The following is a 21,185-nucleotide window of genomic DNA, read 5'->3' as shown; positions in this document are numbered from 1 at the left end:
CCTTCGTTGATCTTGATCTTCAAGGCCACCCGGTTGCGCGGCTGCGGCACTACTTCGGCATCGACTTCGGCCGAGTAGCGGCCCTGGGCCACATACTGGCGCTGCAGTTCGTTGCGCACGCCTTCGAGGGTGGCACGCTGGAAGATCTCGCCTTCGGCCAGGCCCGACTGTTTCAGGCCCTTCATCAGGTCTTCGGTGCTGATCGCCTTGTTGCCTTCGATCTCGATGCTCGATACCGACGGGCGCTCGATCACGTTGATGATCAGGACGTTGCCATCGCGGTTCAGCTGGATGTCCTGGAAGAAGCCGGTCTTGAACAGCGAACGGGTGGAATCCACCAGGCGACGGTCGTCAGCTTCGTCACCAACGTTGAGTGGCAAGGCACCGAACACGCTGCCGGCGGACACCCGCTGCAGGCCGTTGACGCGGATGTCGGCGATCCTGAACGACGCGGCCTGGGCCATGGAGGCATTGAGCAGCAGGATGGAGAGCAACAGTCGCGGGTAGTTCATCGAGGGTTCCAGGCGGGCGTAGAAGAGCAGCACTGGGCTGCCGGGAAGCGGGCGATGAGCATACGGGCGGGCTGTGTTCGGCGCGGTTAACCGAGGGTAAAGATGTGTAAAGTTCGCCCACCGTCTGCCAGGACGGGGCGATCATTGCGCTTTTGTAGAACCTGGCACCTGACCCATCATGATTCCCGTACTGCTGGTCGACGACGACCGCGAACTGACCGAAATGCTCGCTCTGTACCTGGCCCGCGAGGGCTTCCAGGCCACTGCCGTGGCCACTGGTGAGGAGGGCGAGAGCCGCGCCTTGAGCGGGCTTTACCGCCTGGTGGTGCTGGACGTGATGCTGCCGGGCATCTCGGGCATCGAAGTGCTGCGGCGCATTCGTGCGCGCAGCCAGGTACCGGTGCTGCTGTTGACCGCCCGGGGTGACAACATCGACCGCATCGCCGGCCTGGAACTGGGGGCCGACGACTATGTGCCCAAGCCCAGCTCGCCGGGTGAACTGGTGGCGCGCCTGCGGGCGATCCTGCGCCGGGTGCATCCCCAGATGCTGGCCGAGAGCCAGGGTGCCGAGTCCATCGGCCGTGGTGCGCTGACCCTGTGGCCGGGGCGGCGCAAGGCGCAGTGGGGGCCGATACCGCTGGACCTGACCGGCACCGAGTTCAGCCTGCTCGAAGCCCTGGTCCGCCAGGCCGGCCAGCTGGTGAGCAAGCAGGACCTGTCGCTGAACGCGCTGGGCCGGCCACTGACCCGTTACGACCGTCGCATCGACGTGCACATCAGCAGCATCCGCCAGAAGCTCGGCCCGCGTGACGATGGCAGCAGCTGGATCCAGAGCGTGCGGGGCATGGGCTACATGCTGATCGTCGAATGATGCGCCGGCGCCTGTTCTGGAAGCTGTTCCTGGCATTCTGGCTGGCCAACAGCCTGACCTTCCTGGTCGGTGCGGGGGCGTTCATGCTCGACGACCTGCGCGGTGACACCCCCGGGTTGCGGGCCATGCTGGCCACTGAACTGAACCTGTTGCAGCGCTATGGCGAACAGGCCGGCCGCCAGTACCTGCAGGTGTCGCCGCAGCCACCGGAGGTGCAGGTGGGCCTGTACGACGGCACCGGTCACTTGCTGGCCGGGCGTGCAGTTGACACCCCACGGTTCGAGCGGGCACTGCTCGATGAGGGCGGCCAGGCCCTGGTGCTGCGGGCTTCGGTGCCCACACGCCTGGATGAGGCACCGCGCCCACGGGGCATGGGCCCGTTGCTGACCGGTACGCTGATGAGTGCGGTGTTCGCCTTGCTCTGCAGCCTCTACCTGACCCGGCCGCTGACCTGGCTGCGCGAGGCCATGGGCCAGGTTGCCCAAGGCCGCTTCGACGTGCGTGTGCGCCCGCGCCTGGGGCGGCGGCGCGACGAAATCGTCGAGCTGGCCGAAGACTGCGACCGCATGGCCGGGCAGCTCAAGGCGCTGGTCGAAGCGCAGCAGCAGTTGCTGCACGACATCTCCCACGAACTGCGCTCGCCGCTGACCCGGCTGCATGTCGCCATCGGGCTGCTGCGTCAGCAGCCCGAGCGCGAGGAAATGCTTGGGCGAATCGAACGCGAATCGCGGCGCATGGATGACCTGATCGAGCAGCTGCTGACCCTGGCGCGGGTGCAGTCGCAGCAAGGCCAAAGCGAGCAGGGCGAACTGGATGCCGTCGAGGTACTGGCGCAGATCGTCGAGGACGCCCGTTTCGAGGCGGGCATGAAGCAGGCGCAGGTCAGCCTGCAGGGCGCTGGCACATTCGTCACCCGTGGCCATGAGGAGTTGCTGTACCGCGCCTTCGAGAATGTGATCCGCAACGCCGTGCGCTATACCGCGCCGGGCAGCGAAGTACGCGTCGAGGCGAGGCTGGTGGGCGGCGGGGAACAGTTGCAGGTGCATATCGTCGACCAGGGCCCCGGGGTCGAGCCGGCGCGCCTGCAGAGCATCTTCGAGCCGTTCGACCGGGGCGGGCACAGCGGCACCGATGGCTTTGGCCTGGGCCTGGCCATCGCCCGGCGCGCCATCGGGCTGCACCAGGGCAGTATCAGCGCGAAGTCGGGCGAGGCAGGTGGCTTGAGCGTGGCGATCCTGTTGCCGCGCCTGGGTTGAATGGTCATGCGCATAACTTGTGGGAGCGGCCTTGCCGGGGCGCCGGACCGGTCGGAAAGGGCTGCGTAGCGGCCCCGGCAATCTCGCGGCGAAGCAGAGAATCTGGGGCTGCTGCGCAGCCCTTTCCGACCGGTCCGGCGCCCCGGCAAGGCCGCTCCCACAACCATCAATCAGCGGCCGAGCATCACGGTCTGCAGCTGCGCCTGGGCCTGCTGCACGGTCTTCGCCTGAGTCGTCAGGTCTTGCAGCAAGGCGTTCAGTTCAGCCTGTACCTTAGGGTCGTTGACCTTGACAATCGGCCCGTTGATCTCGATCTGCGCCTTGTGTGCATCCACGTAGTCGGCAACTTTCAGGCTGCTGTCGAGGGTGCCGTTGATCTGCGGCAGCACCTGCAGGAAGGTATCGGCCGGAACGCTGACGGTGCGGTCGTAGGCCTTGTCGTAGACCACTTTGAGGTCATCAGGCTGCTTGAGCTGGGCATGGGCGCTGTCGGCCTTGGCCTTCTGGTCCTGCAGCTGCAGACCCATGTCGTTCAGGCCGGTCTGTACCGCCTTGATGTCGTCACGGCGGCTGGTGATATCGCTCAGCGAGCGCACCGCGCCTTTCTGCAGCAGGCTGCCCAGGGGTTTCACCGCGCTATCCATGGCGCCGTTGAAGTTGGTGATCACCGCGTAATGATCGTTGTATGGGCCAAACGCCTTGGATTCATCGGCGCTCAGCTTGGGCACGTGAACGCCGGGCTTGTCGACGATGCGGGTTTGCAGGAATTCGCTGAAGGCAGCGCGCTGCTTGGGTTCATTGTCGCCACAGGCGGCCAGGGCCAGGGGCAGGGCGAGGGCAAGCAGCCACTGGGGGCGGAACGAGACGTTCATGTCGATGAATCTCCATAAGGGGTTGAGGCGCGCCAGCACAATGGTTGGCGCGGCGGGCAAGAGTAACGCTTTTTCAGCTGTGGATCCAATCGCCGGCAGGGTTTACGCCAGGGGCTGCGTGAACCCGTCGATCCCCCGCCCAAGCCTCAGTGCCTGATCATGCAGCACCCGCATCAGGTGCAGCGCCGACTGCGACGGCGGCTCGAAACGCGAGTAGACGAAGCTGATATCGAAATGGATCTCGTCGACCAAGGGCACCACATGCAAGCCGCTGTCCTGCGCGACGAACTCGTCAATCACGCTGATGCCCATACCTTGCTTGACCAGTGCCACAGCTTCATTGGCATTGGTAAACGACAGCAGGGAATCCAGCTTCAGTCCACGCCGCTCGATATGGCCGGCCAACAGCTGGCCGAACGGCATGTCCGGGCGGAACAGCAGCAGCGCATGGCCCTGCAGCTGTTCCAGCGTCAATGACGGCGCTTGCGCCAGGGCATGCCCGGCCGGCATCACCACCACCATGCGCCCGCGCATGAAGGCCTGGGAGTGCAGGTGGTCGTGAATCACCGGCAACGCGGCGATCGACAGGTCGACGGTCTTCGACAGGATCTGGTTGGGCATGGCGTGCATCAGCGAGGTCTGCCACTCGATCTGCAGTGATGGCGCTTGGCGTTTGAGCTGGGCCAACGCGGCGGGGATGACCACGGTCGATAGCGAGGCACTGCAGGAAATGCGCAGCGTGCGGTGGGTGCCGGCGGCCAGGGAATGGGCGCACGCGTTCACCTGCAAGGCCGCCTGGTACACCCGCTCGACCTCGCGATACAGCACCTGCGCCTCGGCCGTGGGCACCAGGCGGTTGTTGATGCGCTCGAACAACCGGTAGGTCAGGCGACCCTCGATATAGCCGATCAGCTTGCTCACGGCTGGCTGGGACACGTAGAGCATCTTCGCTGCCGCGCTGATCGAGCCGGTCAGCATCACCGCGCGGAACACTTCCATGTGCCGCAGCTTGAACACCATCGTCGTGCCGTCCGGGGTTTCCTCAGCGGGGAGCATGCCTATTACCTTTGGTTATGGTCTTCGCCATCTGTGTATGAGCGCTGCGCAACCGCCCGCAGTATCGTGAGCCCAGGCAAATCGCCCTGGTGGCGAACAATAACAAGATCTGCAGGCAAGCGCAGTGGCGCTTGAAGGAACCGCGCTTGAACATCTACGACGAACTCAAGATCGACTGCCATAACCATTTGTTTGACCCCGCACATTTCGCTTACCACCCCAACGCCCCTTACGCGCCTTCAGGCCAGGAGGTCGCCACCCTGGCCCAGTTCAACCAGGTGATGGACGCCTATGGCGTGCGCCATGCCTTGCTGGTGCAGCCGAACAGTGGCTACCACACCGACAATCGCCTGCTGCTTCATGCACTGGCGACAGGCCAAGGGCGCTTCAAGGGGATTGCGGTGGTCGAGCGGCAGATCAGCCTTGATGCGCTGGCCGCGCTGCGCGAGCAAGGCGTGGTCGGTGTCGCCTTCAACCCGGCGCTGTATGGCGTGCCGAGCATGCGTGATGCCGAGCCACTGTTCGGCAAGTTGGCCGAACTGGGCATGTTTGCCCAGGTGCAGGTCTGCGAAGACCAGCTGCTGGACCTGCAGTGGCTGATCGAACACAGCTCGGCGCGTCTGTTGATCGACCACTGTGGCCGCCCGGATGCCGTCGCCGGCCTCCAGCAGGCCGGCTTCCAGTCGCTGTTGCAGCTGGCCCGCAGTGGGCGGGCCAGCGTGAAACTGTCAGGCATGCAGAAGTTCGCCGAGGCCGATGGCCTGTATGAGCAAAGCCATGGCTATGTACGGGTGCTGCTCGATGCGTTCGGCCCGGACGCCTGCGTGTGGGGCTCGGACTGGCCATTCATTCGCCAGCAGGCACGGGTCGACTACGGCCCGCTGCTGAAGCTGGCCGAACGCCTGATGCCGGACGCCCGCCTGCGCCGCAAGGTCATGTGGGACACCCCGCGGCGGCTGTTCGGTTTTGCCTGATCCGCAGCACTTGCCATTCCAATAACAAGAGAGCAATCGCCATGAGCACTGAGCAGCCAATCGGCGTCGGGGTGTTCGACACCCCGGCGCGCGCGCAACAACGTACCCGCACCCGGTTCATGATCCTGGCGCTGATTTCCGGCGGTACCATGATCAACTACCTGGACCGCAGCGTGATGGGCATCGCCGCCCCGAGCATCAGTGCCGACCTGGGCCTGAATGCGGCGATGATGGGGCTGATCTTCTCGGCGTTTTCCTGGACTTACGCCGCCGCGCAGATCCCCGGCGGCATCCTCATCGACCGCTTGGGCACCAAGCTCACGTACTGGCTGGCGCTGACCCTATGGTCGCTGTTCACCGGCCTGCAGGGCTTGGCCCAAGGCTTTCTGTCGCTGCTGGGCATGCGGTTTCTGGTCGGCGTCACCGAGGCACCGTGCTTCCCCACCAACAGCCGTGTGGTGGCGACCTGGTTCCCGCAGAGCGAGCGGGCCCGGGCAACCGGCATCTACACCTTTGCCGAATACACCGGTCTGGCGTTCCTCACGCCGCTGCTGTTCTGGGTGCTGCATGCCTATGGCTGGCGCTTCCTGCTGATGGCGGTGGGGCTGCTGGGCATCCTTTATGGCCTGGTGTGGTGGCGCAAGTACCACGAGCCGCATCAGTCGACGTCGGCCAACCAGGCGGAGCTCGACTATATCGCCGCCGGTGGCGGGGTGGTGGATGGCGGGCAGAAGGCCACGCAGTTCCGCTGGTCGCAAATCCCGGCGCTGCTCAAGCATCGCAACATGCTCGGCATCTGCCTGGGGCAGTTCGCCTGCAACTCGACCAATGTGTTCTTCCTCACCTGGTTCCCCACTTACCTGGTCACCGAGCGGCACATGCCCTGGCTCAAGGTGGGTTGGGTGGCGGTGCTGCCATTCATTGCCGCGTCGCTGGGCACGCTGGTCGGCGGCTGGATTTCCGATGCACTGCTGCGCCGGGGTTACTCGCTGAACCTGGCTCGCAAGCTGCCGGTGATCGCCGGGTTGCTGACCGCGTCGATCATCGTGCTGGCCAACTATGTCGAGTCTGACGCGCTGGTGATCACCATCCTTTGCGTCGCCTACTTCGCCCAAGGCATGTCGGCCCTGGCCTGGATGATCGTCTCCGACATCGCGCCGAAAGGGCTGCTGGGCCTGAGCGGCGGCTTGTTCAACCTGTTCGCCAACGCGGCCGGCATCGTCACCCCGCTGACCATCGGCCTGATCGTCACCGCCACCGGCTCGTTCGTCTGGGCGCTGGCCTTCGTCTCGTCGATCACCGCGCTGGGTGCGCTGTGCTACCTGTTCATGGTGCGCGACTTGCGTCGCCTGCCGGATATCCCTTCTGTTGAAATTGGAGCAATACAATGAGCCAACCCCTGCACGGGCAAACTGCAATCGTCACCGGCGGCATGCGTGGCATAGGCCTGGCCATCGCCCAGCGCCTGCACCAGGCCGGCGCCCAGGTGGTGATCTGGGACCTCGCGGTCGATGGCTGGAACACGGCTGAAAACGGTTTCGAACCGGTGCTGCGCCAGGCCGTGGATGTGTCCTCGCTGGCGTCGGTGGAGGCGGCTTTCGGCGAAGCACTGGCCCAGGTAGGCCAGGTCGAGATCCTGGTCAACAACGCCGGCATCAACGGCCCGGTGGTCGCTTCATGGGAATACCCGCCAGAAGCCTGGGACAAGGTCATCGCCATCGACCTCAACGGTGTCTTCTACTGCTGCCGCACCGCCATCCCGCACATGCGTGAGCGCGGCTACGGGCGCATCGTCAACGTCGCCTCGATGGCCGGCAAGGACGGCGTGCAGTACATCTCGGCCTACTCTGCGGCCAAGGCCGGGGTCATCGCCTTCACCAAGGCGGCAGCCAAGGAGCTGGCCCAGGACGGCGTGCTGCTCAACTGTATTGCCCCGGCCATGGTCGAGACCCCGCTGATGGCGGAAATGACCCCGGAACACATCGCCGCCAGCAAGGCCAAGATCCCCATGGGTCGGTTCCTCAAGGTGGAAGAGATCGCCAACATGGTGAGCTGGATTGCCGGACCGGAATGCAGCTTCACCACCGGATTCGTGTTTGACCTCAGCGGCGGAAGGGCGACCTATTGAGGCCGCTTGGGGTTGCCCACCTGACGGCGCTGGACCAGGCACCGATCGCGTTGGTGCGTGAGGCGGCGCGGGCCGGGTTCTGTTCCGTGGGGCTGCGGTTGCATCCGGTAATGCCGGGCGCGCTGGCCTACCCGCAACCGGTCGGCAGCCCCGCTGCCCGTGAACTGCAGCGGGTGCTGGCGGGCGAGGGCATGCGGGTAAGTGATATCGAGTTCGTGTCGCTCACTGCACAATTGCAGGTCGCCGAATGCGAGGCATTGCTGGCTGCCGGGGCTGAGCTGGGGGCCGTCAGCCTTACCGTCTCGGGTGATGACGACGACCCGGTGCGGCTCACCCACACCTTTGCGGCGCTCTGCGAGTTGGCCAGTGGCTACGGCCTGCGCGTGGACCTCGAGTTCATGCGCTGGCGGGCGGTGGCGAACGTGCAGCAAGCGGTGGCCGTGGTGGCCGGGGCCGGGCAAGGGAATGCCGGGGTGCTGGTGGATGCGCTGCACCTGTATCGCTCGGGTGGGGATGAGCAAGCGCTTGCACAGGTGGATCCGCGTTACCTGCGGGCTGTGCAGTTGTGCGATGCGCCGCTGCAGGCGCCGGCCGAGGCCTTGATCATTCAGGAGGCCCGGCAAGGCCGATTGTTGCCCGGGCGCGGGCAGTTGCCGTTGACAGCACTGATGAATGCATTGCCAGCCGATGTGCAGGTCAGTGTGGAGACACCTTCGGCGCTGTTTGCGCCTGAGATGGGACTTGAAGCGGCTTATGAAGCTACCCGATCCTGGTTGAGCCGCAACTGAGGCACTGAGGCACTGAGGCAAACAACAGCAAAGCGCGCTTCACTGATTGATGACACCCCACTGAGCGCACCCCCATGAACAACGAACAGGCAGCACCCGAAACCCATGGCGTGACGGTGGAGTTACTGGCAACGGTCGATCTGGGGCCGGAAATCGAAGGCATGGCAGGCCGGCAGTTGCGTATGCGCAAGGTGACCATCGCCCCCGGTGGCGTGTTTGGGCCGGTCCATGATCACAAGGACCGGCCCGGCACGGTGTTCATCCTGCAAGGCACCATCACCGACCACCGCAATGGCCAAGCCACCGACTACGGCCCGGGTGTCGGCTGGCCCGAAGACCACAACACCACGCACTGGCTGGAAAATCGCGGCACAGTGACGGCGGTAGAAATCTCGGTCGACATCGTCAAGGGTTGACCTGGTAGCCACGCCCCTGCAGGCACCCGCTGTAGGCGCTGGCCTGCGCCGAGCTTTGCGCCTGGCCCTGGTTGCGCCGGTCCTGGCGACGCTCCTGACGTTGCCGCGAGGCACCTACCGCAGCACCGGCGGCTGCCCCTTGGCCGGCACGGTTCTGCCGGTATTCCTGCTTGGCATCGTCGCTGACCCGGTCATACACCTCGTCATGCTGATTGCCCCGCACCTGGGCGCCCACCGCACCAGCTGCGGCACCGGCCGCTGCGCCCTTGACCCTGCCGCCGACATGGCTGCCAGAAGTACTGCTGCTGGCGCTGTTCGCGGCGTTGGTCGCCACGGTGTTGCAGTCGTTGATGTCCAGCTGCATCTGCTGGCTGCTCTGGCCCTTGAGCGGCACCACCGACTGGGCCTGGGCTGCTGAAGCAGCACACAGCATTATCAGTACGTAGCTCCACGTGAACGCACGCATTGCACACCTCCACAGGATAGGAATCGCATCTCACAGCATAGCTGGGTGCAGCGCTCAATGAGCTGACCGCAGCGGCACCTCGCGCAGCAGCCACGACAAGGCAAAGGCCACACAAGCAACCACCGCTGCGACCAGAAACACCCCATGCATGGCCCCGGAGAACGCCTCCAGATACGCCTGCTGCTGCGGCGCCGCCAAGGCATGCACCGCCGTCGGCGACAGGCTCGCGGCACCGCCACTGCTGGCCGCGAAATCGCTCGGCAGGCCATCGAGCAGGGCATGGGAAAACAACGCGCCGAACACCGAAACCCCCACCGAACCGCCAATCGAACGGAACAGCGTGGCCCCGGAAGTCGCCACGCCCATGTGGCGCCGTTCGACGCTGTTTTGCACCGCCAGGATCAGCACCTGCATCACCATGCCCAGGCCTGCGCCAAGCAGCCCCATGTACAGGTTCATCCGCCACATCGGCGTGTCCAGTTCCAGGCGGCTGAGCAGCCCCAGGGCGACCACCTGCAGCAGCGTGCCGACGATCGGGAACACCCGGTAGCGCCCCCAGCGGCTGATCAGCCGCCCGGTAATCGCCGACACCACCAGCAAGCCACCCATCAACGGCAGCATTTGCAGGCCAGCACTGGTGGGCGAGGCGTCCTTGACCACTTGCATGTACAGCGGCAGGAAGGTCACCGAGCCGAACAGCGACACGCCGACAATCAAGCCGATCAACCCGGCCAGCACGAAGGTGCGGTGGCGGAACAGGTGCAGCGGCATGATCGGTTCGGGCGCGCGGCGTTGCTCGAACACGAAACCGACCAGGCCGATGACCGCGAACAGCGCCAGGCACAGGACATCCAGCGAGGCCCAGGGCAGCAAGCCGCCGCCCAGGCTGGTGATCAGCACCAGCGCGCCCAGGGTGATGGTGAGGAAGAACGCACCGATATAGTCGACCACATGCTTGACCGGGGCCACGTGCGGGCGGAACACGCTGCCGATCACCACGACGGCCAGCAGGCCCAGCGGCAGGTTGATGAAGAAGATCCAGTGCCACGACAGGTGTTCGACCAGGAACCCGCCAATCAGCGGGCCAACCACGGTGGCCAGGCCGAACACTCCGCCGAACAGGCCCTGGTAACGGCCCCGTTCGGCGGGTGGAATGACGTCGCCGATAGCTGCCATGGCCACCACCATCAGGCCGCCACCGCCCAGGCCTTGCAGCGTGCGGAACAGGATCAGCTGGGTCATGGTTTGCGCCAGCCCGCACAACGCCGAGCCGAGCAGGAACAAGGCAATGGCGATCTGCAGGACGCGCTTGCGCCCGTAGAGGTCGCCGAACTTGCCATACAGCGGCACGACCACGGTGGAAGCCAGCAAATAGGCGGTGACCACCCAGGACAGCCAGCGCAGCCCGCCGAGGTCGCTGACGATGGTCGGCAACGCGGTGGAGACGATGGTCTGGTCCAGTGCCGCGAGGAACATCACCAGCATCAGGGCGCCGAGCAGCAGCGGGATGGAAGCCTGGGTGCCCGGTTCGGCCTGTGTGGAGGAGGGCGCGTCAACAGATGTCGGTTGCATGCGGTTGCCTAGAGCCTGTGGGTGCGATTGGGCGTCCATGTGCGGTCAGCGTCCTTTGCCTTGGGCGTGCTGGCGGCCGGCTTCCTGCAAGCCGGCCAGGGCGAAGCTGAACAGCTGGGCAGACACGTCTTCGGCCGGCATGCCGAGGATTTCATGCAGGGTCCCGGTGGACCCGCGCGGGCCGATCAACAGCATCGCCCAGGGGGCGGTGACACAGAGGATGCAGCGGGTCAGTGCCGGGTCGCTCGGGGGGATGGCGGTGATCTCGCTGAACAGGCCCTTGAGCAGCGACAGCTTCAGCGGAGCCTCGGCCTGCATGTGGGCCTGGCCGTGCGGGCTGGGCGCGAGGATTTCCGCAGCCAGCACACGCAGGTGCCAGTTGTCGCGGCGCTGCGTGGCCTTGCGCACGACCAGTTCGACCAGTGCCCGCAACTTTTCCGCCGCCGGTTGCTCGGCGAGGGTGATCCGCTGCAGGTCGCTGATGTCCAGGAAGCGCCGCCGCGCTTCGTCGAGCACGGCCAGGTACAGGCCATTGCGGCTGCCGAAGTGGTAGTTGATCGAGGCCAGGTCGACCTCGGCCTTGGCGGCGACGGCCTTGTTGCTGGCTTCGGCATAACCCACGGCGGCGAACAGTTCGCCAGCGGCCTGGAGGATGCGTGTGCGGGTGGCTTCGCCGTCCTTGCGCGGTTCGCGCGGTGTGGTGGCCATGTTGCGATGCTCTCGGTTCAGTGCAATGACACGCAGCGTGAGCTTGTTCTATGTTAAATTCAATTTAAATTTAATTAACGCGACTGGCCTGCGACAGACGGTGTCGCTGCGTTGCACCCGGATGGCGCACGCCGCTAGGGGGAGAGCCCCCAGTTGTGGTATACAACTCGGAACTGACACCACCTTCGCTGGCACCCGGATGCGTCGCGGCGGGTTGGTGATTTCCTTGCACCTGCTCCTTTTACTGTGAAACGGAGATTCGAAGATGACCGCCACCGACCGTCTGAGCCTGCTGCAGTACGAGCACCTGGGCCTGGACGATGCTGCCGCTGCCGAGTTCAAGGTGGCGCTGGAGGAACTGCGCAAACTGGCGCTGGAAGACCGCTACGAGCATCCAGCAGCCCTGCACCTGGGGGATATCGCCGACGCCGAGAACCGTCAGGAGCTGGCTGAAACCAAAGGCTGGGGTATCGGCTTCCTGCAGGGGCTGACCTGTGCCAAGGCGTTGCCGCCCGAACAGCTGGAGGCCATGCGCAAGGTGTTCCAGGCGGCCGCAGAGCGCGCCGTGAAGCGCATGTGCAGGTGATCCAGGGTCATTCGATCAGCAAACCCGCCTGATCCAGAAGGCCGGGGACCGATGTAAGGCATCGGTCCCCGGCCTTTCTTCTATATGCCGCCATTGGATCCGCGGTGCGTTCTCTGGCTCCGTAACGCAACTTTCCCGTCTACGCTTGCTCATGTCGACGCTCGGCCCTGCGTCAATCAACGGCTGACTGCACGCATAGAGACCTGCATCCGGGAATACCGCATGAGCCAGACCGAGCCCCTGATCATCTGCGAATATTGCGATGCCGTGTATCGGCGCACGCCATTGCAGCGTCACCAACGTGCGCTCTGCCCGCGCTGCGCGGGTGTCCTGTACCGGCATGGCAGCCTGAGCATCCAGCAACGCCTGGCCCTGAGCATCACGGGGGGTGTCTTGCTGCTGTTCGCCAACCTTTATCCGGTCATGACCATCGGCATGCAAGGGTTGAGCAACTCCGCCACCCTGTGGGATTCGGTGCTGATCCTCAGCAGTGGCAGCATCACCTTCATCGCCTTGGTCATGGCGCTGGCGATCATCTTTGCGCCAGTGCTGCAAATCACCTTGCTGTGCTGGTTGCTGAGCTTTGCCCTGGCCGGGCGCAGGGCGCCAGGGTTTGCCGTGAGCATGCGCTGCCTGGAAGGCCTGCGCCCGTGGAGCATGCTGGAAGTCTGCCTGCTCGGCGCGTTGGTAGCCGTCATCAAGCTGGCTGGCCTGCTGGATGTGATCCCCGGCATCGGCCTGATCGCCCTGGCCGCCCTGAGCATGCTGATCATCTACATTGCCGGCCGCGATATTCGCGACCTGTGGGAGCAGGTATGAGCACGCCCATATTGGCCGATGACCTCGGCCTGTGCCTGTGCCACGGATGCGGGCTGGCGTGCGAACTGGGCAAGGCCCACACCTGCCCGCGCTGCGGTGCACCCTTGCACCGGCGCAAGGCTAACGCCATCAACCGTGGCTGGGCCTTCTTGCTGGCCGCGCTGGTGTTCTATGTACCCGCCAATCTGTTGCCGGTGATGCACACCGAAATGCTCGGCAGTGGCAGCGACAGCACCATCGGTGGCGGCGTGCTGGAGTTCTGGGAGGCAGGTGCCTGGGATATCGCCCTGATTATTTTCATCGCCAGTATGGGCGTGCCGGCGATCAAGTTCTTTTCCCTCGGCCTGCTGCTGTTCACTGCCCAACGCCGCTCCAGCTGGGCACAACGGCAGCGCTCGCAACTCTATCGTGCCGTCGAGCTGATCGGTTACTGGTCGATGCTCGATGTCATCGTCGTCGCACTGGTGGCCGCGCTGGTGCAGCTGCGCGGCCTGGGCACCATCGAGCCGCGCCCGGGCATCCTGTTTTTCGGCATGGTCGTGGTGCTGACCATGTTTTCGGCAATGAGCTTCGACCCACGCCTGATCTGGGATCACCTTGGCAATAATGGAGGCCGCACCGATGGCGCAAGCGAGTGAGGCGCGAAATGGGGCCGGGCAGGCAGAGGTACGCACCCGGCGCTGGAATATTTCACTGGTGTGGATCGTGCCGATCCTGGCGATCCTGGTCGGGGCTTCGCTGGTGGTGCGCAACTGGCTGCAGGAAGGGCCGGTGATTTCGATTTCCTTTCGCTCCGGTGAAGGGCTGGTGGCGCACAAGACGCAGGTCAAGTACCGCAGCGTGGTGATTGGCGAAGTGACCACCGTGGACCTTGCCGAGGACCACAATAGCGTCATCGTCAAGGTGCAGCTGGCCAATGATGCGCGCTCGTTCGCCACCGAGGGGGCGCGCTTCTGGGTGGTACGCCCACGGATTGGTGCGGGCGGGGTGTCCGGCGTCGATACCTTGCTGTCCGGCAGCTTCATTGGTGCCGATGCCGGGGAGTCGAAAGCCTCGGAAAAGAACTTCACCGGCCTGGAGCTGCCGCCTGCGATCACCTATGGCGAGAAGGGCAAGCGATTCCTGCTCAGCGCCGAAGACCTCGGCTCGCTGGATATCGGCTCGGCCATCTATTACCGCAAGATCCCGGTAGGTGAAGTGGTGTCCTATGGCTTGCAGGACGATGGCAAGGGCGTCGAGATCGGCATCTTCGTGCAGTCGCCCTACGACAACTTCGTCACAGGTGACACCCGTTTCTGGAATGCCAGCGGCGTCGACATGCAGATCGGCGCCAATGGCCTGAAGGTCGATACCGAGTCGTTGTCGTCCATCCTGATCGGCGGGCTGGCTTTTGGTTCGCCCGACTTTACTGCGGATGTTCAGCCAGCCGCAGACCAGACGCACTTCCAGCTGTTTGCCGACCGTGATGCGGCACTGGCACCGCCGCACGGCAAGGGGCAGTACCTGCAGCTGCGCTTCGACCAGTCCATGCGCGGGCTGTCGGTGGGCGCTCCGGTAGAGTTCAAGGGCGTGGAGTTTGGCCGGGTTACTTCGATCAAACTGGATTACGACCCGGTGAAACAGATCTTCCCGGTGGTGGTGGATGCGGTGATCTACCCGCAGCGGCTGGGCCCGGTGCATCAGAAGATGCTATCGGTATTCAAGCACACCGAGGGTGACCTCAATGGCGCCCGGCAGCTGATCGGCACCTTCGTCGAACATGGCCTGCGGGCGCAGGCGCGCAGCGGCAACCTGATCACCGGGCAGATGTTCATCTCCCTGGACTTCTACCCGAACGCCCCCAAGGTCGCGTTCGACCGGGAGGCCAACCCTATCGTCATTCCTACCATGCCTGGCAGCCTGGAGATGCTCCAGGAGCAGTTGCAGCATTTCGTCGAGCGCATCGGCAAGTTGCCGCTGGAGAGCATTGCCAGCAACCTCGATGGCACCCTGCGTGACCTGCGCGCCAACCTCAAGACCTTCAACAGCCAGACGCTGCCCGGGGTAAAAGCCACCCTCGACGACATGCAGAAAACCTTGAAGACGGCCAATGCGACCATTGCCGACGATTCGCCCGCGCGCGAACGGTTGGGTGAAACGCTGGACGAACTGGAACGCATGTCGCGTTCGCTGCGTGACCTGACCGACTACCTGGGGCGCCACCCCGAGTCGCTGATCCAAGGCCGGCCGAAAGCGGCCGGTGCGCAAGATTTGAGACCTTGAAAGTGAAAGGCCAAAGGAGTGTCAGCTGATGCATCGAGTGCGCAACCTGTGTGGGGCCAGCCTGTTGATCTGGCTGAGCGGCTGCAGCAGTACCCCGAACAACTACCACACCCTGGTCCCGGCGCAGCCGGCGCAAGGGGGTAGCCAGCACGTGCAGGTGAGCCGGGTCAGCCTGCCGCCGCAGGTGGACCGCCCGCAACTGGTGGTGCGCCAGGGCAGCAGCGGCCTGGCCATTCTGGAAACGGAGTGGTGGGGCGCCAACCTGGTGGATGAGTTTCGCAGTGCCCTGCAGGACATGCTGGGCGGCCCGGCGCCCGGCACCAGCAGTGTGTTGAGGGTCGATGTGCAGCGCTTCGACAGCGTGCCCGGTCAATACGCCTCGCTCGATACCCTGTGGCGCCTGAAGCGGCCAGGCGAGCCCGAAATCACCTGCCGGACGTCGGTGCAGACCGCCGCCGACAACAGCATCAACAACCTGGTCAACGCCCATCAGGCCAACCTGCGCAAGCTGGCCGAGGCCGTGCGGGCAACGGCGGCACCAGGCAGGTCCTGCCCAAGCTCATGAAGCGGGTGAACCAGGGTACGGGGAGCCCGCATGAAGTTACGCACGAGATTGCTCTGGCTGTTCGTACCGCCGCTGCTGCTGGTGTTGTCGCTCGTCTACTTTGCGGCCCAGGGCATGCTGCTGGCGCGGCTGGACAAGCAGGACGAGCGGCTGCTGGTGGCCGAGGCCGAGCGCCTGCGCGCCTTGCTGGGCAACAGCTTCGAGCGTGACGCCAACCGCTTGCGGCAATGGGCCCAGGCGATTCCGGGAGCGGTGCCGTCGGCTTTCCCGCTCGATGCCGCCACGCTGGGCCGCAGTGGCTTCGATTTCATTCTTTACTTTGCCAATGGTGAGCAGCGGGTAAGTTGGCGGCCGCTCGACCTGGCGGCGCTGGAGCGCCCGGCCGGCGCGCCCGCACTGAACCTGAAGGCGCTGCATGACGGCGTTGCCGCGCAATTGGCGCGGCTGCTGCAGCCTCAGGACGTGGCGCCCCCCGCGCAGTTGCTGGCGGTGCTCAGGGTGCCGCTGATTCTGGTCGCCGTCGATACCGCGCGCAGCGGCGATCGGGCCAGCGGTGTGCTGTTGGCGGGAACGTTCCTGGACAGCAAGCGCATCGCCATGCTGCAGCAACAGCTGGGCGGTGAACTCACCTGGCTGCCATCGAGCACCGAGCAGGAACGGCCCGTGCTGCAGGCCGAACTCATGAGCATCGGCAATCGCCAGGTGGTCGATGCCCGCCATCAAAGCATCGACCTGCTGTTCCAGGACAGCCTGGGCGAGCCGCAACTGCGTCTGCAACTGACCCGCGAGCGCCATCTGTACCTGGAAGGCGAGCAGCAGCTCAATGTGTTTCTCGGCGTGACCGGCGGGCTCATCGGCCTGGCCTGGCTGCTGATCTACCTGGCATTGGACGTCACCTTGCTGCGGCGCATTGCCCGCTTGCATCAGGAGCTTCTGACCATTGGCCCGACGGCGGCAGGGCGGCGCCTGACTGACGACGGGCGCGATGAGCTGGGCAAGCTGGCGCGCGAAGCGAACCGTGCGCTGGACCGCCTCGAGCAGAGCGAAGCGCGCGACCGGGCGATTCTCGACGCCATGGAAGACGGCTACTTCGAACTCGACGAGCAGGCCAGGATCGAGTCGGTCAACCCGGCTTTCTGCAGGCTGCTCGGTTACCCGGCGGCGCAGGTGATCGGGCGAACCGTCGCTTCCCTGCAGGAAGACCCCGAGGCCAGTTCGTCAACCGAACCGGCAATCGCCGAGACCGAGCCCGGCGCGCCGCTCTCGGCTCGACTGCGGCGCGCCGACGGCAGCATCGGGCACTTCGAAACCCAGATATCCAGGCGGCACAATGCAGGGGGGCGTCTGATTGGCTATCGCGGCATCCTGCACGACGTCAGCGAGCATGTACTGCATCAGCAGCAGCTGTTCGACCTGGCCTATCACGATGTCCTGACCGGGTTGGGCAATCGCAAGGCGTTCCATGAGGACCTTGCCCGCCATCTGCAGGGCGGCGCCATGCCGCTGGCACTGATCTTCCTCGACCTTGACCACTTCAAGCAGGTCAATGACCGCTTTGGCCACGATGTCGGCGATGCCTTGCTGGTGTGCATGGCCGAGCGCCTGCGCAATGCCTTGCGCCAGCCGGACAAGGCCTATCGGCTGGGCGGCGACGAGTTCACCGTGATCGTCCCGGCCACCCGTTTCCAGGCAGCCAGTGCCCTGGCCGAGCGCTTGCTCAAGGTGCTGGCGGAACCGGTCAGCGTCAGCGGGTTGACCATCGACTTCGTCACCCCAAGCATCGGCCTTGCCCTCGCGCCGGTCCATGCCAACGAGGTCGATGCACTGGTCAAGGCAGCCGATCAGGCGATGTACGAAGCCAAGCGCCAGCGCGGGCGGGTCTGCGTTTTCCAGCCCGGCGACTAAGTGCCGCATAATGCGCGAAGGGCGTACCAAAGGCTGGCGCTCGGCCAATCCTGAGCCAGACTGTTGGTAGCACGCGGCCACCGATGCCGCCGTGGCCCACGGGATGTGGCGGCTTCAGCGACCACGCCCGGCCGCTGAATGCCAAAGCTCCCGAGGGGTGTAGATGATCGAGCGTAGTCGTTGCCGGTCTTTGCTGCTGTCGCTCTTCATGCTTCTGATGCCCGAATTCGCGGCGGCAGAGGCGCTGTGCGGCCAACTCACCGCTACCGGTAATCCGGAATACCCACCTTACCTCTGGCGTGACCCGAACAACCCTGACCAGTTGATCGGAGCCAATGCCGACCTGCTCAATGAAGTGGGCGAGGCGCTTGGGCTGGAAGTGAAGGTGGTGTACGGCGGGCCCTGGTCAAGGGCGCAGGAGGAAGTGCGCACCGGGCGTATCGACCTGATGGCGGGGTACTTCCTGACCCACGAGCGCCAGCAGCAGATGGACTTCGTCAGCCCGGCGTTCCTGCATGTGCGCAGCGTGGTCTGGGTCCGCCAGGATGGCGGCTTTCCCTACCACGACTGGGCGGACCTCAAGGGCCACAACGGCGGGACACTGGTCAGCAACAGCCACGGGCAGCAGTTCGACGATTACGCCAGGGCGAACCTGCAGCTCGAAGCGGTGCCAAGCGCCAGGCAGGCGTTCGAGAAACTGCTGCACAAGCGCAATGACTACCTGATCTACGAGCAGTACCCCGGCATGGCCCTGGCAGGGACGCAGGGTTGGGATACGCAGCTGAAGGTGCTCGACCCGCCGGTGTCCAGCGAAGGGCTGTACCTGGCGCTGTCGCATCAGTCGAAGTGCAATCGAGCAGAGCTGCGCGAGAGGCTGGCGCAAAAAATGAAAGAGCTGGTTGCCGGGCCGGTGCCCGAGCAGCTGGTCGAGAAGAATCTGGAGTTGTGGCGGCAGCAGCAGGCGGGAGGGAAGCCTTGAAGGGGGCGGCTAGCCATCAACCTCCAGCGCCCGCTTGGCTTCGCTGACATTGACCTCACCGGGCAACGCGACGCCATTCTTGGTCGCCAGGATCTCGGCCATGACGCTGACGGCAATCTCTGCCGGTGTCTTGCTGCCGATATAGATGCCAATCGGCCCGTGCAGGCGCTGCAGCGAGGCCTCGCTTTCGCCGAAATGTTCGATCAGGCGCTCCCGGCGCGACTGGTTATTGCGTCGCGAACCGATCACGCCAATGTAGAACGCCGGGCTGTGCAAGGCTTCGAGCAGGGCCAGGTCGTCGAGCTTGGGGTCGTGGCTGAGGCCGACGATGCAGCTGCGCAGGTCCGGGGCGAAGGCGCGCACCACGTCATCCGGCATGCCGACGATCTTCTCCACGCCAGCCACGTTCCAGCCATCCATGTATTCAGGGCGAGGGTCGCAGACCGCCACTTTGAAGCCATTGAACAGGGCCATGGTCGCCAGGTACTCGGCCAGCACTCCGGCACCGATCAGCAGCATGCGATAACCGGGGCCCAGTGTGTTGAGCATGTAGCGGCCATCGAAGCCGAACTGCTCCGGTGCGCGGGTGGTGGTCAGGTGAACCTGGCCGTTGTCCAGGTCCAGCTCGCGGCGCACCAGGTTGCCGCTGTCCAGCAGTGGCAGCAGATGCTCCAGGCTGGCCAGCGCCGGGTCGAATTCGAGGATCAGCTCAAGGGTGCCGCCGCAGGGCAGGCCGAAGCGCTGTGCTTCATCGGCGCTGACGCCGTAGCGCACCACCTGCGGCAGGCCCGTTGGCATGCCGTCGCCCTGGTAGGCCGTGGTGTAGCGGTGGATGAGGTCGTCTTCGATGCAGCCGCCAGAGACGCTGCCGACCACCCGTCCATCGCCGCGCAGGGCCATCATCGAGCCGACGGGCCGTGGCGACGAGCCCCAGGTGCGGGCGACGGTGGCCAGCAGCACGCGCTCGCCAGCCTGGAGCCAGTCACGGGCAGTGCGCAAGACCAACAGGTCGATGCTTTCCATAGGCGCCTCTTGAGAAATCCAGAGTCAGTCAATACCTGTGCCCGCGAAGAGGCCAGCACAGGCAACATCATTTACCGCATGTGCAGGATGATCGGGCTGCTACTGGCCGGGTCGGTGTGCCCGCGCAGCTTGCCGACCGCTTGCACATCCACCGCGCCGCCCGCGTTGCCCCAGGTGCTGCGCACGAAGCTCAAAACATCGGCAATCTCCTGGTCCGACAGCTGCTCGCGGAACGCCGGCATGCGGTAGGCATCCGGCACGCCAGCGGCGACGATACGTTGCGAGCCATTGAGGGTGATGTTGATCGCCGAGGCGTTTTCCCTGGCCAGTGCCGAGGTGGCACCGGCCAGCGGTGGCATCCATTCGGCCTGGCCCTTGCCGTCCAGGCCATGACAGCTGGCGCAGCGGGTGACATAGGTGTGGGCGCCAGGGCTGTCCAGGCGCGTGGCCGCAGAAACGGCCTGGTATTGCCAAGGTGCACCGTCACGTTGTGGGTCACCGGGCAGCGACTTGAGGTAGTGGGCGATGGCGCCCAGGTCGTCATCGCTCATGAACTGCGTGGAGTTGTTGAACGCCTCGGTCATCGACCCATACACCACCGCATGCTGGTTGCGCCCGGTCTTGAGGAACTGGACGATCTCGGCCTCGCTCCAGCGGCCGAGCCCGGTGTTGTGGTCGCTGCGCAGGCTGGGCGCGTACCAGCCATCGAGCAGGGCGCCGGCGAGGAACGGCGCACCCGCTTCATCCAGGGCCTTCTCGTTGAACGCCAGGCCACGTGGTGTGTGGCAGCTGCCGCAGTGGCCAGGCCCCTGGACGATATAGGCGCCGCGGTTCCACAGCGCATCCTGCCCGGCCTTGGCTGCGTACGGCGTGTCAGCAGCGAACACGCCGTTCCACAAGGCGATGGGCCAGCGCAGGTTCAACGGCCAGGGGATATCGCTGGGGATGTTCGCCTGTTGTGCCGGCTGCACACCCTTCATGAAGAAGGCGTACAGCGCCTTGACATCGTCGTCGCTGAGCTTGGCGTACGAAGGGTAGGGCATGGCCGGGTACAACCGCCGGCCACCCGGCGCGACGCCATGGCGCACGGCGCGGTCGAAGTCGGCCAGGCTGTAATTGCCAATGCCGGTCTCGCGGTCGGGGGTCACGTTGGTGGCGTGGATCGTGCCCAGCGGCGTGGCCATTGCCAGGCCCCCGGTAAACGGCTTGCCGTCGGGCAGGCTGTGGCAGGCCACGCAGTCGCTGAGCCGGGCGACATATTCGCCACGGCTGACCAGCGCGGGGTCAACGCGTTCGGTGGTAAAAGGCGAGGCGGGCTCGCGGGTCACGTACCAGGCCAGCAGGCCGGCCGCGACCAGGCACGGCACGGCCAGCCAGCCCGCGGTTCGGGCGAAACGGCTGTGGGTCATGGGGCAGTCCTTGTGCGG

The 21,185-nt window shown here is 65.1% G+C and carries 22 protein-coding genes; 14 read left to right on the top strand and 8 right to left on the bottom strand.

Features of this window, described 5'->3' with window-relative positions; genetic code table 11:
- A partial coding sequence (locus N430_RS17895) for a POTRA domain-containing protein (RefSeq protein ID WP_305888043.1) occupies positions 1-512 on the bottom strand: 512 nt, incomplete at its 3' end.
- A gap of 178 nt (positions 513-690) precedes the next feature.
- Here N430_RS17895 and N430_RS17890 point away from each other — a divergent pair.
- The gene (locus tag N430_RS17890; protein WP_110638132.1) at positions 691-1,383 is read left to right on the top strand and encodes a response regulator transcription factor; all 693 of its coding nucleotides are present in this window, start codon (positions 691-693) and stop codon (positions 1,381-1,383) included.
- On the top strand, positions 1,380-2,639 hold the full coding sequence (locus tag N430_RS17885; RefSeq protein ID WP_110638131.1) for a HAMP domain-containing sensor histidine kinase: 1,260 nt from the start codon (positions 1,380-1,382) through the stop codon (positions 2,637-2,639). The genes N430_RS17890 and N430_RS17885 overlap by 4 nt, the downstream gene beginning before the upstream one ends.
- Before the next feature lie 170 nt (positions 2,640-2,809).
- Here N430_RS17885 and N430_RS17880 read toward each other — a convergent pair whose 3' ends face one another.
- Together N430_RS17880 and N430_RS17875 are read right to left on the bottom strand one after the other, a co-directional pair.
- The gene (locus tag N430_RS17880) at positions 2,810-3,511 is read right to left on the bottom strand and encodes a DUF3053 domain-containing protein (RefSeq protein ID WP_110638130.1); all 702 of its coding nucleotides are present in this window, start codon (positions 3,509-3,511) and stop codon (positions 2,810-2,812) included.
- Between the two features lie 102 nt (positions 3,512-3,613).
- The gene (locus tag N430_RS17875) at positions 3,614-4,567 is read right to left on the bottom strand and encodes a LysR family transcriptional regulator (RefSeq protein WP_110638129.1); all 954 of its coding nucleotides are present in this window, start codon (positions 4,565-4,567) and stop codon (positions 3,614-3,616) included.
- A gap of 146 nt (positions 4,568-4,713) precedes the next feature.
- Here N430_RS17875 and N430_RS17870 point away from each other — a divergent pair, with 146 nt between their 5' ends.
- From N430_RS17870 to N430_RS17850, 5 genes are all read left to right on the top strand, one after another.
- Positions 4,714-5,541: an amidohydrolase gene (locus N430_RS17870; RefSeq protein WP_110638128.1), complete on the top strand. Its 828-nt coding sequence runs from the start codon at positions 4,714-4,716 to the stop codon at positions 5,539-5,541.
- Positions 5,542-5,582: 41 nt separating this feature from the next.
- Positions 5,583-6,932, top strand: coding sequence for an MFS transporter (locus N430_RS17865; protein ID WP_110638127.1), 1,350 nt, complete (start codon positions 5,583-5,585; stop codon positions 6,930-6,932).
- A complete protein-coding gene (locus N430_RS17860) occupies positions 6,929-7,669 on the top strand; it encodes an SDR family NAD(P)-dependent oxidoreductase (RefSeq protein WP_110638126.1) in 741 nt (246 codons plus the stop codon). The genes N430_RS17865 and N430_RS17860 overlap by 4 nt, the downstream gene beginning before the upstream one ends.
- Positions 7,666-8,457: a sugar phosphate isomerase/epimerase gene (locus N430_RS17855; RefSeq protein ID WP_110638125.1), complete on the top strand. Its 792-nt coding sequence runs from the start codon at positions 7,666-7,668 to the stop codon at positions 8,455-8,457. Before N430_RS17860 ends, N430_RS17855 begins: the two co-directional genes overlap by 4 nt.
- Positions 8,458-8,531: 74 nt before the next feature.
- Entirely contained in the window at positions 8,532-8,873 is a 342-nt protein-coding gene (locus N430_RS17850) for a cupin domain-containing protein (RefSeq protein ID WP_110638124.1), read from the top strand.
- On the opposite strand, the gene N430_RS17845 is transcribed toward N430_RS17850, so the two are convergent.
- Genes N430_RS17845 through N430_RS17835 form a run of 3 tightly spaced genes read right to left on the bottom strand, consistent with a single transcriptional unit; the run spans position 8,863 to position 11,619 of the window.
- Complete coding sequence (locus tag N430_RS17845; RefSeq protein WP_110638123.1) at positions 8,863-9,339, bottom strand: YMGG-like glycine zipper-containing protein; 477 nt, start codon at positions 9,337-9,339, stop codon at positions 8,863-8,865. The two genes, N430_RS17850 and N430_RS17845, sit on opposite strands and share 11 nt — an antisense overlap.
- A 54-nt stretch (positions 9,340-9,393) precedes the next feature.
- Positions 9,394-10,911, bottom strand: a complete 1,518-nt coding sequence (locus N430_RS17840) for an MDR family MFS transporter (protein ID WP_110638137.1) — start codon at positions 10,909-10,911, stop codon at positions 9,394-9,396.
- A 45-nt stretch (positions 10,912-10,956) separates the two neighbouring features.
- The gene (locus tag N430_RS17835) at positions 10,957-11,619 is read right to left on the bottom strand and encodes a TetR/AcrR family transcriptional regulator (RefSeq protein ID WP_110638122.1); all 663 of its coding nucleotides are present in this window, start codon (positions 11,617-11,619) and stop codon (positions 10,957-10,959) included.
- A 265-nt stretch (positions 11,620-11,884) separates the two neighbouring features.
- Here N430_RS17835 and N430_RS17830 point away from each other — a divergent pair, with 265 nt between their 5' ends.
- From N430_RS17830 to N430_RS17800, 7 genes are all read left to right on the top strand, one after another.
- Positions 11,885-12,205 carry a hypothetical protein gene (locus N430_RS17830; RefSeq protein WP_110638121.1) on the top strand — a complete coding sequence of 107 codons (321 nt, stop codon included), beginning with the start codon at positions 11,885-11,887 and terminating at the stop codon, positions 12,203-12,205.
- Between the two features lie 222 nt (positions 12,206-12,427).
- The gene (locus N430_RS17825) at positions 12,428-13,024 is read left to right on the top strand and encodes a paraquat-inducible protein A (RefSeq protein WP_110638120.1); all 597 of its coding nucleotides are present in this window, start codon (positions 12,428-12,430) and stop codon (positions 13,022-13,024) included.
- Positions 13,021-13,662, top strand: a complete 642-nt coding sequence (locus N430_RS17820; protein ID WP_110638119.1) for a paraquat-inducible protein A — start codon at positions 13,021-13,023, stop codon at positions 13,660-13,662. Before N430_RS17825 ends, N430_RS17820 begins: the two co-directional genes overlap by 4 nt.
- Entirely contained in the window at positions 13,646-15,286 is a 1,641-nt protein-coding gene (locus N430_RS17815) for an intermembrane transport protein PqiB (protein WP_110638118.1), read from the top strand. Before N430_RS17820 ends, N430_RS17815 begins: the two co-directional genes overlap by 17 nt.
- A gap of 28 nt (positions 15,287-15,314) precedes the next feature.
- A complete protein-coding gene (locus N430_RS17810; RefSeq protein ID WP_110638117.1) occupies positions 15,315-15,851 on the top strand; it encodes a membrane integrity-associated transporter subunit PqiC in 537 nt (178 codons plus the stop codon).
- 30 nt (positions 15,852-15,881) lie between these two features.
- A complete protein-coding gene (locus N430_RS17805; RefSeq protein ID WP_110638116.1) occupies positions 15,882-17,756 on the top strand; it encodes a diguanylate cyclase domain-containing protein in 1,875 nt (624 codons plus the stop codon).
- A 163-nt stretch (positions 17,757-17,919) separates the two neighbouring features.
- Entirely contained in the window at positions 17,920-18,735 is an 816-nt protein-coding gene (locus N430_RS17800; RefSeq protein ID WP_110638115.1) for an ABC transporter substrate-binding protein, read from the top strand.
- A 9-nt stretch (positions 18,736-18,744) separates the two neighbouring features.
- On the opposite strand, the gene N430_RS17795 is transcribed toward N430_RS17800, so the two are convergent.
- Together N430_RS17795 and N430_RS17790 are read right to left on the bottom strand one after the other, a co-directional pair.
- The gene (locus tag N430_RS17795) at positions 18,745-19,758 is read right to left on the bottom strand and encodes an XdhC family protein (protein WP_110638114.1); all 1,014 of its coding nucleotides are present in this window, start codon (positions 19,756-19,758) and stop codon (positions 18,745-18,747) included.
- Between the two features lie 71 nt (positions 19,759-19,829).
- Positions 19,830-21,167, bottom strand: a complete 1,338-nt coding sequence (locus N430_RS17790) for a cytochrome c (RefSeq protein ID WP_110638113.1) — start codon at positions 21,165-21,167, stop codon at positions 19,830-19,832.
- Positions 21,168-21,185 lie beyond the last annotated feature (18 nt).

The sequence above is a fragment of the Pseudomonas sp. CC120222-01a genome, from assembly GCF_003097235.1.
In the GTDB taxonomy this organism is placed as follows: domain Bacteria; phylum Pseudomonadota; class Gammaproteobacteria; order Pseudomonadales; family Pseudomonadaceae; genus Aquipseudomonas.
Note: the sequence above shows the minus strand (reverse complement) of the source record. Positions and strands in the feature narration are given on the sequence as shown.

Bases quoted from the DNA above. Each gene is read 5' to 3' on its own strand.
- N430_RS17835 (WP_110638122.1), bottom strand. From the start codon at position 11,619: ATGGCCACCACACCGCGCGAACCGCGCAAGGACGGCGAAGCCACCCGC.
- N430_RS17840 (WP_110638137.1), bottom strand. From the start codon at position 10,911: ATGCAACCGACATCTGTTGACGCGCCCTCCTCCACACAGGCCGAACCG.
- N430_RS17790 (WP_110638113.1), bottom strand. From the start codon at position 21,167: ATGACCCACAGCCGTTTCGCCCGAACCGCGGGCTGGCTGGCCGTGCCG.
- N430_RS17875 (WP_110638129.1), bottom strand. From the start codon at position 4,567: ATGCTCCCCGCTGAGGAAACCCCGGACGGCACGACGATGGTGTTCAAG.
- N430_RS17810 (WP_110638117.1), top strand. From the start codon at position 15,315: ATGCATCGAGTGCGCAACCTGTGTGGGGCCAGCCTGTTGATCTGGCTG.
- N430_RS17885 (WP_110638131.1), top strand. From the start codon at position 1,380: ATGATGCGCCGGCGCCTGTTCTGGAAGCTGTTCCTGGCATTCTGGCTG.
- N430_RS17800 (WP_110638115.1), top strand. From the start codon at position 17,920: ATGATCGAGCGTAGTCGTTGCCGGTCTTTGCTGCTGTCGCTCTTCATG.
- N430_RS17795 (WP_110638114.1), bottom strand. From the start codon at position 19,758: ATGGAAAGCATCGACCTGTTGGTCTTGCGCACTGCCCGTGACTGGCTC.
- N430_RS17890 (WP_110638132.1), top strand. From the start codon at position 691: ATGATTCCCGTACTGCTGGTCGACGACGACCGCGAACTGACCGAAATG.
- N430_RS17860 (WP_110638126.1), top strand. From the start codon at position 6,929: ATGAGCCAACCCCTGCACGGGCAAACTGCAATCGTCACCGGCGGCATG.
- N430_RS17825 (WP_110638120.1), top strand. From the start codon at position 12,428: ATGAGCCAGACCGAGCCCCTGATCATCTGCGAATATTGCGATGCCGTG.
- N430_RS17845 (WP_110638123.1), bottom strand. From the start codon at position 9,339: ATGCGTGCGTTCACGTGGAGCTACGTACTGATAATGCTGTGTGCTGCT.
- N430_RS17815 (WP_110638118.1), top strand. From the start codon at position 13,646: ATGGCGCAAGCGAGTGAGGCGCGAAATGGGGCCGGGCAGGCAGAGGTA.
- N430_RS17880 (WP_110638130.1), bottom strand. From the start codon at position 3,511: ATGAACGTCTCGTTCCGCCCCCAGTGGCTGCTTGCCCTCGCCCTGCCC.
- N430_RS17850 (WP_110638124.1), top strand. From the start codon at position 8,532: ATGAACAACGAACAGGCAGCACCCGAAACCCATGGCGTGACGGTGGAG.
- N430_RS17865 (WP_110638127.1), top strand. From the start codon at position 5,583: ATGAGCACTGAGCAGCCAATCGGCGTCGGGGTGTTCGACACCCCGGCG.
- N430_RS17830 (WP_110638121.1), top strand. From the start codon at position 11,885: ATGACCGCCACCGACCGTCTGAGCCTGCTGCAGTACGAGCACCTGGGC.
- N430_RS17805 (WP_110638116.1), top strand. From the start codon at position 15,882: ATGAAGTTACGCACGAGATTGCTCTGGCTGTTCGTACCGCCGCTGCTG.
- N430_RS17820 (WP_110638119.1), top strand. From the start codon at position 13,021: ATGAGCACGCCCATATTGGCCGATGACCTCGGCCTGTGCCTGTGCCAC.